Annotated in this window: 13 protein-coding genes; 9 read left to right on the top strand and 4 right to left on the bottom strand. The window is 70.3% G+C overall.

Annotated features, from left to right (window positions below; translation table 11 throughout):
* Nucleotides 1-26 precede the first annotated feature (26 nt).
* Nucleotides 27-1,124 (top strand): lytic polysaccharide monooxygenase auxiliary activity family 9 protein, encoded by a 1,098-nt coding sequence (locus Afe05nite_RS24025; protein WP_203819465.1) that lies wholly within the window; start codon nt 27-29, stop codon nt 1,122-1,124.
* 58 nt (nt 1,125-1,182) lie between these two features.
* On the opposite strand, the gene Afe05nite_RS24020 is transcribed toward Afe05nite_RS24025, so the two are convergent.
* Entirely contained in the window at nt 1,183-2,238 is a 1,056-nt protein-coding gene (locus tag Afe05nite_RS24020) for an endo-1,4-beta-xylanase (RefSeq protein ID WP_203819440.1), read from the bottom strand.
* A gap of 202 nt (nt 2,239-2,440) precedes the next feature.
* Between Afe05nite_RS24020 and Afe05nite_RS24015 the strand changes: the two genes are divergently transcribed.
* The 3 genes from Afe05nite_RS24015 to Afe05nite_RS24005 are packed head-to-tail and all read left to right on the top strand — an operon-like array spanning nt 2,441 to nt 5,162.
* The gene (locus Afe05nite_RS24015; RefSeq protein WP_203819439.1) at nt 2,441-2,599 is read left to right on the top strand and encodes a hypothetical protein; all 159 of its coding nucleotides are present in this window, start codon (nt 2,441-2,443) and stop codon (nt 2,597-2,599) included.
* A gap of 14 nt (nt 2,600-2,613) precedes the next feature.
* Nucleotides 2,614-3,981, top strand: coding sequence for an SGNH/GDSL hydrolase family protein (locus tag Afe05nite_RS24010; RefSeq protein WP_239118148.1), 1,368 nt, complete (start codon nt 2,614-2,616; stop codon nt 3,979-3,981).
* On the top strand, nt 3,978-5,162 hold the full coding sequence (locus Afe05nite_RS24005; RefSeq protein WP_203819437.1) for an SGNH/GDSL hydrolase family protein: 1,185 nt from the start codon (nt 3,978-3,980) through the stop codon (nt 5,160-5,162). The genes Afe05nite_RS24010 and Afe05nite_RS24005 overlap by 4 nt, the downstream gene beginning before the upstream one ends.
* Before the next feature lie 269 nt (nt 5,163-5,431).
* On the opposite strand, the gene Afe05nite_RS24000 is transcribed toward Afe05nite_RS24005, so the two are convergent.
* Nucleotides 5,432-6,055, bottom strand: coding sequence for an L-threonylcarbamoyladenylate synthase (locus Afe05nite_RS24000; RefSeq protein WP_203819436.1), 624 nt, complete (start codon nt 6,053-6,055; stop codon nt 5,432-5,434).
* A 76-nt stretch (nt 6,056-6,131) separates the two neighbouring features.
* Between Afe05nite_RS24000 and Afe05nite_RS23995 the strand changes: the two genes are divergently transcribed.
* Nucleotides 6,132-7,046 carry a GlxA family transcriptional regulator gene (locus tag Afe05nite_RS23995; RefSeq protein WP_203819435.1) on the top strand — a complete coding sequence of 305 codons (915 nt, stop codon included), beginning with the start codon at nt 6,132-6,134 and terminating at the stop codon, nt 7,044-7,046.
* On the opposite strand, the gene Afe05nite_RS23990 is transcribed toward Afe05nite_RS23995, so the two are convergent.
* Nucleotides 6,961-7,860 (bottom strand): NAD(P)-dependent oxidoreductase, encoded by a 900-nt coding sequence (locus Afe05nite_RS23990; protein WP_203819434.1) that lies wholly within the window; start codon nt 7,858-7,860, stop codon nt 6,961-6,963. The genes Afe05nite_RS23995 and Afe05nite_RS23990 overlap by 86 nt on opposite strands.
* A 121-nt stretch (nt 7,861-7,981) precedes the next feature.
* Between Afe05nite_RS23990 and Afe05nite_RS23985 the strand changes: the two genes are divergently transcribed.
* From Afe05nite_RS23985 to Afe05nite_RS23975, 3 genes are all read left to right on the top strand, one after another.
* Nucleotides 7,982-8,758 carry a thioesterase family protein gene (locus Afe05nite_RS23985; RefSeq protein ID WP_203819433.1) on the top strand — a complete coding sequence of 259 codons (777 nt, stop codon included), beginning with the start codon at nt 7,982-7,984 and terminating at the stop codon, nt 8,756-8,758.
* 101 nt (nt 8,759-8,859) lie between these two features.
* Nucleotides 8,860-10,287 carry an NAD-dependent succinate-semialdehyde dehydrogenase gene (locus Afe05nite_RS23980; protein ID WP_203819432.1) on the top strand — a complete coding sequence of 476 codons (1,428 nt, stop codon included), beginning with the start codon at nt 8,860-8,862 and terminating at the stop codon, nt 10,285-10,287.
* Between the two features lie 220 nt (nt 10,288-10,507).
* Nucleotides 10,508-11,662: a sugar ABC transporter substrate-binding protein gene (locus tag Afe05nite_RS23975; protein WP_203819431.1), complete on the top strand. Its 1,155-nt coding sequence runs from the start codon at nt 10,508-10,510 to the stop codon at nt 11,660-11,662.
* Nucleotides 11,663-11,700: 38 nt separating this feature from the next.
* On the opposite strand, the gene Afe05nite_RS23970 is transcribed toward Afe05nite_RS23975, so the two are convergent.
* Nucleotides 11,701-12,036, bottom strand: coding sequence for a hypothetical protein (locus Afe05nite_RS23970; RefSeq protein ID WP_275407503.1), 336 nt, complete (start codon nt 12,034-12,036; stop codon nt 11,701-11,703).
* Between the two features lie 65 nt (nt 12,037-12,101).
* Between Afe05nite_RS23970 and Afe05nite_RS23965 the strand changes: the two genes are divergently transcribed.
* Nucleotides 12,102-12,668: a zinc-binding dehydrogenase gene (locus Afe05nite_RS23965; protein ID WP_203819429.1), complete on the top strand. Its 567-nt coding sequence runs from the start codon at nt 12,102-12,104 to the stop codon at nt 12,666-12,668.
* Nucleotides 12,669-12,686 lie beyond the last annotated feature (18 nt).

The raw sequence follows: 12,686 nt of genomic DNA, 5'->3' as shown, positions 1-12,686 counted from the left end.
AACTGTTCTCGTACGTCGCGGCGGCCATGCTGGCGGCCGGGCTCGGCGCGGTGGTGATGCCCACCGCGGCGAGCGCGCACGGCGCCATGATGGTGCCGGGCAGCCGGACCTGGCTGTGCTACCAGGACGGTCGTAACCCGAACACGGGTGCGATCGAGCCCAAGAACGCGGCGTGTGCGGCCGCGGTCGCGCAGAGCGGCACCACCTCGCTGTACAACTGGTTCGCCGTGCTCCGTTCCGACGGGGCCGGGCGGGTGTCCGGCTTCCTGCCGGACGGCCAGCTGTGCAGCGGCGGCACCGGGGGCCCGTACAACTTCACGGGCTTCAACCTCGCTCGTAACGACTGGCCGGTCACTCACCTGACGACGGGTAAGACGATCGGGATCCAGTACAACGACTGGGCCAAGCACCCCGGGACGTTCTCGCTCTACATCACCAAGAACGGGTACGACCCGACCAAGCCCCTGGCGTGGAGCGACCTCGAGTCCACCCCGTTCGATCAGACCACCAACCCGCCGGCCGACGGCGGACCAGGCACCGACGCCGGGCACTACTACTGGAACGCCACCCTGCCGTCCGGCAAGAGCGGTAAGCACCTGATCTACTCGGTGTGGTCGCGCTCGGACAGCACCGAGACGTTCTACGGCTGCTCCGACGTCGTCTTCGACGGCGGTAACGGCGAGGTCACCGGTGTCGGTAACGGCGGGACGACAACCCCGCCCACCACCCCGCCGACGACGCCGCCGACGACGCCGCCCACCAGCACCCCGACGACGCCGCCCACCATGACGCCGACCACCTCGCCCACCAGCAACCCGGGCGGGACCGGCTGTTCGGCGATGTACAACATCACCGGAACCTGGAGCGGAGGCTTCCAGGCCGAGGTGATGGTGCACGCGCTCAGTGCACCGATCGGCAAGTGGACGGTCAACTGGACCTTCCCGGGTTCGCAGACCGTCACCCAGCTCTGGAACGGAACAGCTTCCACGAGCGGTTCACTGGTGACGGTCAAGAACGCGAGCTGGAACGGGACGGTCGCCGCCGGGGCGTACACCACCTTCGGGTTCCTGGGGACCGGCACCCCGCCGGCCACGGTCAACAACCTGGCCTGCAGCACCGCGTAATCCGATGGAAAGAAACCGGGCGGCGGCGCGTGAGCGCCGCCGCCCGGTGCGGTTCCGGCTAGTGCCGCGCGAGGGCGAACGTCTCGCGCACCGTGTCGTACGCCGGTTTGGGGGTGAACTGCTCGTCCATCAGGGTGGCCGAGCCCTCACCGGTGAAGACACCCGGGACCCAGGAGTATTTGTCGGTGAAGCCCCAGACCGTGTAGGACACGCAGTTCCGCACGAGCAGGCAGGCCCGCAGCATCAGCCCGAAGCCCTCGGCCTGCGCCTGCACCTTCGTCGAGTCGGCCGGCAGGATCATCCGCACGTCCACCTCGGTGAACGCCGTCTTGACGCCGAGCGCGTCGAAGCGGCGCACGTTCTCCAGGACGTCGCCCGGCAGGCCGTACTGAATGCCGAGGTGACCCTGCATGCCGTAACCCTGCACCGGTACGCCCTGCGCCCGCAGCGACTTCACCAGGGCGTAGTACGCGTCCGTCTTGGGGCTGATCCACTCCGCGTTGTAGTCGTTGATGAACAACAGCGCGCCCGGGTCGGCCTGGTGCGCCCAGCGGAACGCGTCCGCGAGGTAACCGGGGCCGAGCGCCCGCAGCCAGATCGTGTCGCGCAGCGTCCCGTCCTCGTTCAAGGCCTCGTTGACCACGTCCCAGGCCCAGACCCGGCCCTTGAAGTGGCCGACCTCGTCGAAGATGTGCTTGCGCAGCAGGGCGCGCAGCTGCTCCTTGGTGAAGTTGGCCTCGGTGAGCCAGGCCGGGTTCTGGCTGTGCCAGACCAGCGTGTGCCCGCGCACCGCCTGACCGTTGCGGCGGGCGACCCGGACCAGGTCGTCGGCCGGGCCCCAGTCGTAGGTGCCCTGGGTCGGTTCGACCGCTTCCCACTTCATCACGTTCTCCGGCGTGACCGTGTCGAACTCCCGGGCGACCGCCGCCGCGTAGGGCGCGTCGTCGGCGAGTGCCGCCATGTCCACAGCGGTGCCGATCTTGGTGCCGGTGCCCCGGGCGGCGGCCCGCAGTCCCGTGTCATTCGCGCCGGCGGCGGTCGGAACCGTCGCCATGCCGATCGCGGTCAGGGCGGCGAGAGCGGCCGCCCCCAACCCCGTTCTTACCGAAATCATCAGACTTCCCTTCGGTGGTGGATCCGAAAGTTGCGATAACTTGCGGAAAGCTTCGTGTGCTCGCGCGCCCACGTCAATGCCGGAAATTCGGCGAAGATCAAGAGTCAGGCAGGGCTTGACGGCATAGATGGACGCCTCTACGTTACGAATGTTCGGCTGAGGTGTTTCCGAAACTTCCGACCGTTCGCCCGGAAGGTTCCACGTGTCCCGCTCCCTTTCGCACTCGCCAGCCGCCGCCGTCCCGGTGGCCGGAGCCCGCATCGCCGCCGCACCCGCCCAGGCCCCTACGGCGCCCGGGGCCGATCTCCCTGAACTGCGCGCCACCGGCTGGCGCCCGACCCTGCCGCAGCGCCGCGGCTGATTGCGATGGTCCCCGTGCCCACCGACCCGTCCACCGCCGCCTCGCGGCGTCGCCCCACTCGCCGTGAGCTGCTTGCTCTCGCGGCGGGCACGGCCGCCGGGGCCGCCACCGGCGCTGCGCTCGGGGGTGCCGGCCCGGCCGACGCCGCGGTGGCCCGCGCCGCCTCATCCGACGCCGCACCGACCTCGGCCGACGGCCGGGTGACGACCTGGGTGACGACCTGGGCGGCCGCGCCCACCACCGTCGCCCGCCGGGGCGCGCCGCTCGTGCTGGAGCGGCAGACGGTGCGGCACGTCGTGCACTGCTCCGTGGGCGGCGACGAGCTGCGAGTCCGGCTGACGAACGAGTTCGGTGACACGCCGCTGCGGATCGGGGGTGTGCGCGTCGCCTTGCGTGACGGCACGGGCGCTTCCTCGGCGATCGTCGCGGCAACCGACCGGCGGGTCACGTTCGGCGGGCGCCCGAACGCGACCGTTCCGGCGGGCGCGCCGCTGGTCAGCGATCCGGTCAGGCTTCGCCTGCCGGCCGGGGGAGACCTGGCGATCAGCATCTACTTCCCGGACCGTACGCCGGTGACGACGCACGCCGCGTACGCCTATCAGGACAATGTGATCGCGAACGGTGACGTCACCGGGGCACGGACCGTCACCCCGGTCGAGACCCGCCAGGAAGATCTGTTCCTGTCCGGGGTCGCGGTGCGTGGTCGCGGCACCGGGGCGATCGTCGCGCTCGGCGACTCGATCACCAACGGCGCCAACACCGTCGCCAACCTCGACCACCGGTGGCCCGACCTGCTCGCCGCGCGTCTGCGGCAGGCCCACCTCGACCTCGGGGTGGCCAACCTCGGCGTCTCCGGCAACCGGCTGCTGCACGACCCGAACCCGCCGGCCGGCAGCGACGCCGAGACGTTCGCCGACAACTTCGGGGTCAGCGGGCTGCGGCGGTTCGACCGGGACGTGCTCGCCCAGCCCGGCCGCCGTTTCCTGATCGTGCTGCTCGGCGTGAACGACCTCGGCCACCCCGGCACGGTGGCCCCGCCGTCCGAGGTGGTCGGTGCCGACGACCTGATCGCGGGGCACCGGCAGCTGATCGCCCGCGCCCACGAGGCCGGCGTACGCGCGTTCGGCGGCACCGTCCTGCCCTTCAAGGACGACACCCTCGGCTTCTGCACGCCCGTCAACGAGGCCAAGCGCCAGCAGCTCAACCACTGGATCCGGACCTCCGGAGAGTACGACGGGGTCGTCGACTTCGATCGGGTCATGGGCGCGCCGGGGGACCCGACCCGGCTGAACCCGGCCCTCGACTCCGGCGACCACCTGCACCCGAACGACGACGGCATGGCCGTGATGGCCGCCGCCGTACCGCTGAGGTGGTTCCGATGAGCTCGCCGGCCGCCGCCCACGGTGGCCGCCGCTGGACCCACACCTGGGTGGCGATGCCGCAGCTCACCGAGCCGGACAACATGCCGCCGGCGCCGTTCACGGGGGAGTCGGACGTCTTCGCCGACACCACACTCCGGCAGACGGTGCACGTCACGATCGGCGGGCCACAGGTCCGGGTCCGGTTCTCCAACGCGTACGGCGGGGCCGGCCTGCCACTGACCGCGGCCGCGATCGGCCGGCCGGTCGACGGGCTGCCCGGGGTCGCCGGGGTGGTCGCCGAAAGTGTGCACGCACTGACCTTCGGCGGACGGGCCGGCGTGGTCGTGCCGGTCGGCGCCCAGGTCGTGTCCGACCCGGTCGACCTGCCGGTCCAGCCGGGCGAGAACCTGTCGATCACGGTCTACTCGGCGGCCGGGCAGGCGAGCCTCGACCTCACCTCGCACCCGGGTTCGCGCACTACGTCGTACCTCATGAGGGGTGATCGGCACGCCGCCCCCGACCTGCCCGGCGCCGTCGGGGTCGATCACTGGTATCTGATCAGCGGCGTCGAGGTGCGCGCCGACGGGCCGGCCCTGGTCCTCGTCGGCGACTCGCTCACCGACGGGCGAGGCTCCACCACCAACGGCAACGACCGCTGGCCGGACCAGCTCTTCGCCCGGCGGCCGCGGATCGCCGTGCTCAACCAGGCGGCCGGCGGGAACCGCGTCCTCGACGACGGTCTCGGTCCCAGCGTGCTGGCCCGCCTCGACCGCGACGTGCTGGCCACCGGCGGCGTCGACCGCATGCTGATCTTCGAGGGCGTCAACGACATCGGCACCGCCCCGGCGACACCGGCCGGCCAGAAGCAGGTGGCCGACGACCTGCTGTTCGCCCTCGAGCAGGTCGCGACCCGAGCCCGCGCCCGGGACCTCACCGTGTACGGCGCGACCATCACCCCGTTCGGCGGCAACACCGACTACGACGACCCCGACGGCCACCGCGAGGCCGCCCGGCAGCTGATCAACGCCACCCTCCGGCGCGGCCGAGTCTTCGACGAAATAGTCGACTTCGACGTGGCCGCCCGCGACCCAGCCGCCCCCCGCCGCCTCAATCCCGCCTACGACATCGGCGACCACTTGCACTTCAACCCCACCGGCTACGCCGCCCTGGCCGCCGCCGTTCCCTTGCGCTGGTTGCGCTGACAGACGCGGAGCCGGTCCTTCGCCCCGAGCGTCGGGCCGGCTCCTGCCATCCCAGCGCGTTGCGCCCACCGCTTCGGTTGAACGAGCACGGGCCGAGGCCCGCCCGCACCCGGACATCAGCGCCGCGGGATCCCGGCCTCGAGACCTCATTTTCAGCGAAGACGCTGCCTCGCCGGCTCGGAGACCCCTTCTTCCGGGAAGTAGGGGTCTCAGTTCGTCTTCCAGGGCCCTTCTTCCCCGAAAATGGGGCATCCCGGGGCGGGGGAGGGCTACTCGAAGCGGGACGTGTCGCCGGCGCCGGCTCGGAGGATTTCGGGCTCGCCGTCGGAGAGGTCGATGACGGTGGTGGGCTCGACGCCGCAGCCCTCGCCGGAGTCGATGACCGCCTGCAGCTGGTGGTCCAGGGCTTCCTTGATCTCCCAGCCCATGGTCATGGGCTCCGGCTGGCCGGGCAGGAGCAGGGTGGTCGAGACCAGGGGCTCGCCCAGTTCGGCCAGGATCGCCTGGGTCACTGTGTGCTCGGGGATTCGTACTCCCACGGTCTTCTTCTTGGGGTGCAGAAGGCGCCTCGGAACCTCTTTCGAGGCCGGCAGAATGAACGTGTAGGGGCCCGGCGTGGAGGCTTTGACCAGGCGGAACGACGAATTGTTGAGCAGCACGAAGTGGCCGATCTGGGCGAAGTCGTGGCACATCAGCGTGAAATGGTGGCGGTCGTCCAGGTGACGGATCTCGCGCATCTTGTCGAGGCCGGCCTTGTTGCCCAGGCGGCAGCCGAGTGCGAAACAGGAATCCGTCGGGTAGGCGATCAAACCGTCGTCGCGCACGATGTCCACCACTTGCCGGATGGATCGCGCCTGCGGATTGTCGGGATGAACGTCGAAATACCTCGCCACTCGGATCACCCTAGGCCAAGCCACATGTCCGCAACTGGCCATCCCCCGGTTGGGGGCGCGCTGGCAGGCTCGAGCTGTGCGGAACGTCGTGGTGCTGATGTCGGATACGGTGCGCCCGTTCGAGCTGGCGGTTTATTGCGAGGTGTTCGGCACCGATCGGACGGACGCGGGGGTGCCCGCTTTTGAGTTCGCCATCGCGTCGGCTCGGCCGGGTGTGCCGGTGCCGACTTTCGGCGGGCTGACCGTCACGCCGGCCGCCGGTCTGGCGCGGCTCGCGGAGGCCGACGTGATCGCGCTGGCGCCGCCCGCCGAGCCGGTGCGCACGGTGGATGCCGCGGTCACGGCGGCCCTGCGGGCCGCTTCGACGCGGGGTGCGCGGTTGGTCGCGGCCTGGTCGGCGGCGTTCACGCTGGCGTCGGCGGGGCTGCTCGATGATCGTACGGTGGTGGTCCCGCCGGTCCTCGCGGATCAGCTCACCGACTGGTTCCCGCGGGTCCGGGCCGATCCGTCGGCCCGCTACGTCGACGACGACCCGATCTTCACCGGCGCCGCCATCGACGTGTGCCTGCATCTGATCCGCCGGGAGCACGGTCGCGCCGCGGCCGACGCGGTCGCACAGGGGATGCTTGCCGGCCCGCCCCGCCCGCTGTCGCCGCCCCGGCGTCCCGACGACGACATCGCCGCCCTTCTCGACTGGGCCGCCGTGAACCTGCACGAGGACCTGTCCGTCGAGGTCATGGCTCGGCGTGCGCTGTTGTCGACGCGTTCGCTCGGGAGGCGTTTCCGGGCGGCGACCGGCACCACCCCGTACGCGTGGGTGCTGGAACAGCGGGTGAGTCTCGCCCGGCAGTTGCTGGAATCGCAGCCGGATCTGGGGGTGGAGGAGGCCGCGGGCCGGGTCGGTTTCAGTTCGGCGGCATTGCTGCGTCAGCATTTCCAGCGCCGTTTCGGCTGTTCGCCGACGAAGTACCGGGAGCGTTTCGCGCCTTGACCGCGTGAATGACCGAGGCCATGTCCTCGCCGCCGCGTCCCTGCTGTTCGGTTTCGGCATAGAGCTCCCGGCAGATGTCGAGGAGTGGAGTCGCCAGACCGTGCTTCGCGGCGGCTTCGACGATCAGCCGGTTGTTGTAGTGGACGTCGCGAATGGCGGCCTGTACCGAGTAGTCGCCGGCGACGATTTTGCCGCCTTTGCCTTTGGAGACGAACGACGCCATCGGCCCGGCGTCGAGAACGTCCCGCAGGAGCGCCGGGTCGAGTCCGACCCCATCGGCGAAATGGAACGCCTCGGCCAGCCCGGTGACCATGCTGATCAGGAAGGTATTGACGGCGAGCTTCAGGAGCAGGCCTCGCGGAACGGGACCGCAGTCGAAGACCTCGCGGCACATCGGCGCGAGAAGCGGCCGCACCCGGTCGCGGTCCGGTTCGTCGCCGGCGAGCATCGCGACCAGTTGTCCCGCCTCGGCCGGCCCGCGTGACCCGGAGACCGGTGCCTCGACGTAGCGGCCGCCCAGCTCCCGGACGCGGGCACCGAGGCCAGCCGAATACTCCGGGGAGGTCGTGCCCATGTGCACCACTGTGCGGTCGCGTACGGCCGGCCCGATCACCGAGTCGATCGCCTCGGCGTTGGCCAGCATCAGGAACACGACCTCGGCCTGCTCGAACACCTCGGCCGGGCTCGCCGCACCGCGTGCCCCCGGCAGTTCCCGGCCGGACCGCGTCCACCCGACGAGCTCGTGACCGGCTCCGACAAGGTTGGCGGCCATCGGCCGGCCCATCACCCCGAGCCCGAGAAACCCCAGCACCATGCGCACACCCTAGGGCGGGCCGGGCGCGTGACCGTGGTCATCGCGCGCCGCTTTCCCGCCATTTTCCGCCGGGCGCCCGCCCCAGGCCGGTCGGGAGCTGAACGAATATTAGGGTCGGGGGGTGACGGAGAGCTATTTCGAACGGGTCGGTGCGTCCACCTACAAGCCGACCGGTCATGCCGGGGGCGCCTGGCGCTCGGACGAGCAGCACTTCAGTCCGCTCGGCGGGCTGATCGTGCATGCCATCGAGCGGCACCGGGGGACCGGCGGTGGGCTGGTCCTGGCTCGGCTCAGTTTCGACATCCTGGGCAAGATCGCGCTTGACGAGACCGAGATCACGGTCGAGACCGTGCGGCCGGGGCGCACCATCGAACTGCTCGAGGCCACCGCGGTCATCGGCGGGCGGACCGTCGTGCGGGCCCGAGCCTGGCTGCTCGCCGCGCCGGACACCACGGCTGTCGCGGGCGGTGCGATCGAGCCGCTTCCCGGTCCCGAGTCCGCCGTGCCCTGGCCGATGAGCGAGCTGTGGACCGGCGGCTACATCGCCTCGATCGAGGTCCGCCGGCTGCCCGGGGCGGAGCCGGGGCGGGCGTCGGCCTGGATCACGACCCGGCATGCCCTGGTCGCGGGGGAGCCGAGCAGCCCGCTGGCGTCCTTCGTCGCGCTTGTCGACACGGCCAACGGCATCGCGGCGCGCGAATCGCCGGCCGAGTGGATGTTCCCGAACGTCGATCTGACCATCCACCTGCATCGGCCGCCGGCGGGCCGCTGGACCGGGCTGGACACCACCGTCACGTTCGGTCCGGCCGGGCAGGGCCTGACCAGCACCGTTCTGCACGACGTCGACGGACCGGTCGGCACCGCCCAGCAGATGCTCACGGTCCGGCCCCTCGGGTGAGGCCGGCCGGCCGTCGGGCGAAGGCGGACAGTGCGGGAGGCTTCGCCCCGTACCCGGCGTGCAGCATGGCGGGACGGCGGGCGCCGGACCATGCTGGGGTGGTGGAAACTGAACTCTTCATCGCTGGCAAGTGGGTCCCCGCCTCCTCCGGGGCACGATTCGATGTGCTTGACCCCGCGACGGGCGACGTGCTCGCCTCGGTGGCGGACGCTAATGAGGCGGACGCGATGTCGGCTGTCGATGCGGCGGCCGCGGCGGCGAAGGCCTGGGCGGCTACGCCTCCTCGGGTACGCGGTGAGGCGCTCCGGCGCGCGTTCGAGTTGATGACCGAGCGGGCCGACGAGCTCGCCAAGCTGATCAGCCTGGAGAACGGCAAGGCGCTCACCGACGCCAAGGGTGAGGTCACGTACGCGGCCGAGTTCTTCCGGTGGTTCGCCGAGGAAGCCGTTCGCGGCGAGGGCATCGTCAGCACGGCGCCGAGCGGGGCCAACCGGATCCTCGTGGTGCGCCAGCCGGTCGGCGTGTGCGTGCTGGTCACGCCCTGGAACTTCCCGGCTGCGATGGCGACCCGGAAGATCGGCCCGGCCCTCGCCGCGGGCTGCACGGTGATCCTCAAGCCGGCCAGTGACACGCCGCTGACCGCGCTCGCGATGGCGGCGATCCTGGCCGAGGCGGGCGTGCCCGACGGCGTGGTCAACGTGCTGCCGTCGCGCAGCTCGGGCAAGGTCGTGTCGAAGATGCTGGCGGACCCGCGGGTGCGCAAGGTGTCGTTCACGGGCTCGACCGAGGTCGGCCGGGTCCTGCTCGCGCAGGCGGCGGAGAACGTCGTCAACACGTCGATGGAGCTGGGCGGGAACGCCCCGTTCGTCGTCTTCGCGGACGCCGACCTCGACGCCGCGCTGGACGGCGCGATGATCGCCAAGATGCGCAACGGTGGCGAGGCGTGCACCGCGGCGAACCGGTTCTACGTCGAGGAGCCGATCGCCGAGGAGTTCTCGCGGCGCCTGGCCGAGCGCATGTCGAGCCTGGTCGTCGGCCCCGGCACGGACGAGAAGACCCAGGTCGGGCCGCTGGTCAACGAGGACACCGTGGCGAAGGTCGACAGCCTGGTCCGCGACGCCGTGCAGGGTGGTGCGAAAGTGGTCACCGGGGGCACCCGGCCGGCCGGGCCGGGCTTCTACTACCCACCGACCGTGCTCACCGGCCTCACCGGGGACGCCCCGATCCTCAAGGAGGAGATCTTCGGGCCGGTCGCGCCGATCGTCACCTTCACCTCCGAGGACGAGGCCGTCCGGTACGCCAACGACACCGAGTTCGGGCTGGTCGCGTACGTCTTCACCGGGAACCTCGCCCGTGGCCTGCGGGTCAGCGAGGCCATCGAGGCCGGCATGGTCGGCCTCAACCGGGGCCTGGTCAGTGACCCGGCGGCGCCGTTCGGCGGGGTGAAGCAGTCCGGCGTCGGGCGCGAGGGCGGTCACGAGGGCCTGCTGGAATACCTGGAGTCGAAGTACATAGCGGTCAACTGGTAGCTCCGGCACCCCTGACGATCTTCGGTCCTGGTGGATCAGGTGCGGGTGGCGTAGCGTGCAACGGCACTGTGGGTAGTTGGCTGACGCTCACGCTCGAGAGATGAACTATTTTTCTCTCGAGCGCCGTACCCCTGGTCGAGGGTTGTCATCAACCCTCGATACTGGGTTACCTTCGGCCGGACCACACAGGTCGGGATCCACCTGAGAGGAATTCTCGGAAATGCGCAAGAAGCTGCTGGCGCTCGCGACGGTCGGGCTGCTGGCGACGGCCACCATGACAGCGTGTGACGACTCGGATCAGTCGAGTGATGCCGGTAGTGGCAGCGGCAACTCGGGCGCCGGGTCGGGCAAGGCGCGTGTCGGCGTGATCCTTCCGGATACCAAGAGCTCTCAGCGCTGGAAGACCGACGATCCGAAGTTCCTCAAGGCCTCCCTCGACGCCGCGGGCATCCCGTCGGACATCCAGAACGCCCAGGGTGACCGCGCGAACTTCATCAAGATCGGCGAGGAGATGATCAACACCGGCGTCAAGGTGCTGATCATCGCCAACCTCGACTCCGACTCGGCGAAGGCCGTGATCGACAAGGCCAAGGAGAAGAAGGTCCCGGTCATCGACTACGACCGGCTCACCCTCAACGGCGGCGCCGACTACTACGTCAGCTTCGACAACGAGCAGGTCGGCAAGCTCCAGGCGTACGGCCTGATCGACTGCCTCAAGAAGCGCAACGTCAAGAACCCGGTGATCGCCGAGCTCAACGGCTCGCGCAGCGACAACAACGCGACTCTGTTCAAGAACGGCTACGACCAGCTGCTCCAGCCGAAGTACGACTCCGCCGAGTACACCCAGGGCCCGGACCAGTACGTGCCGGACTGGGACGCCGACGAGGCCGGCCGGATCTTCACGCAGATGCTCGAGCAGCAGCCGAAGATCGCCGGGGTCCTCGCCGCCAACGACGGTCTCGGCGGTGCGGCCATCGAGGTGCTCCGGAAGAAGAAGCTCAACGGCAAGGTCCCGGTCACCGGTCAGGACGCCACCGTCCAGGGCCTGCAGAACATCCTCACCGGCGACCAGTGCCTGACGGTCTACAAGGCCATCGAGCCCGAGGCCGAGGCCGCCGGCAAGCTCGCCGCCCAGCTGTTCAAGGGCGAGAAGCCGGCCGTCTCCGAGCAGCTCAAGGACCCGGAGTCGGGCGCCTACGTGCCGTTCGTGAAGCTGCAGCCGAACGCGATCACCATCGACAAGGTCAAGGACGTGGTGGCCAGCGGCTTCGTCACGAAGAAGGAGCTGTGCACCGGCAAGTACGCCGCCCTGTGCGAGGAGAACGGCGTCGGTGTCACGCCGAAGCCGAACAAGTCGTCCGACGACAACAACTGACGTCCGGCTGTGAAAAGGCCCCCGGCTGGGGGCCGTTTTCATGGTCTGACGATCCGCTCGACACTCTCCCGGAGCAGGGCGCGCCGCCGGTCGTGGTCGGCCACGGGCTCATCGGGCGAGGAGGCGTGCAAGCCGCTCGCCGCCGACCAGGTGCTCGCCATCGACAGAACCAGGGCCACCAGGTCGAACGGGTCGCCCGCGCGGAGCCGGCCGGCGGCCTGGGCGCGTGTCACAGCCTCAAGTTTCGGGCCGAGGTCCAGGTTCTCGAACAGCCGGCCGGTCGGGCGCTGTTCAAGACGAATCCAGCCCATCAGGCGGGCGAGGTCGGGCCGGCCCCGGTGCTGGTCGTAGACGGCCACGGCCCAGCCGGCCAGATCGCCGGCGTCGAACGGAACGCCGGGTTCCCGACGCCCTCGACCCGGCCGTCGCGGCCCCGCTCATGTGCGCCGGCATCACCATGTGGGAGCCGCTGCGGGCGGCCGGCGTCGGGCCGGGAAGCCACGTCGCGATCGCCGGCCTCGGCCACCTGGGTGTCAAGCTCGCCGCGGCGCTGGGTGCCGAGGTCACGGTCTTGAGCCGCTCCGCCGCCAAGGCCGATGATGCCCGCGATCTGGGCGCCACCGACCTGCTGCTGACCACCGACGAGGCGCAGATGAAGCGGGCGTTCGGCCGCTTCGACCTGATCCTCGACACGATCGCCGCGAAACACGACTTCTCCCCGCTGCTGCGCCTGCTCACCCTGGGCGGGACGCTGAGCGTTCTGGGGGCGCCGCTGGAAGCTCCGGTGCGCATCATGGAACTGACCTTCGGTCGAAAGAACCTGACCTCGTCGGGTACGGGCGGGACTCGCCACACCGCCGAACTGCTCGACTTCTGCGCCACCAACGGCATCACCGCCGACCTCGAGTTGCTCCCGTCAGCCCAGGTCGCGTCGGCCCTGGACCGCCTCTCGAAGGGCGATGTGCGCTATCGCTTCGTGCTCGACATGTCCGACTTGGACCAATGACCAGCGACGCCGGAGCCG

Source organism: Paractinoplanes ferrugineus, from assembly GCF_016862195.1.
Lineage (GTDB): Bacteria > Actinomycetota > Actinomycetes > Mycobacteriales > Micromonosporaceae > Actinoplanes > Actinoplanes ferrugineus.
The sequence above is the reverse complement of the archived record's forward strand: the minus strand, read 5'-3'. Positions and strand labels throughout refer to the sequence as shown.

Excerpts from the sequence above, each read along its gene's own strand:
- Afe05nite_RS24025 (WP_203819465.1), top strand. The coding sequence starts at position 27 with ATGCTGGCGGCCGGGCTCGGCGCGGTGGTGATGCCCACCGCGGCGAGC.
- Afe05nite_RS24020 (WP_203819440.1), bottom strand. The coding sequence starts at position 2,238 with ATGATTTCGGTAAGAACGGGGTTGGGGGCGGCCGCTCTCGCCGCCCTG.
- Afe05nite_RS24005 (WP_203819437.1), top strand. The coding sequence starts at position 3,978 with ATGAGCTCGCCGGCCGCCGCCCACGGTGGCCGCCGCTGGACCCACACC.
- Afe05nite_RS23990 (WP_203819434.1), bottom strand. The coding sequence starts at position 7,860 with ATGGTGCTGGGGTTTCTCGGGCTCGGGGTGATGGGCCGGCCGATGGCC.
- Afe05nite_RS23975 (WP_203819431.1), top strand. The coding sequence starts at position 10,508 with ATGCGCAAGAAGCTGCTGGCGCTCGCGACGGTCGGGCTGCTGGCGACG.
- Afe05nite_RS23965 (WP_203819429.1), top strand. The coding sequence starts at position 12,102 with ATGTGCGCCGGCATCACCATGTGGGAGCCGCTGCGGGCGGCCGGCGTC.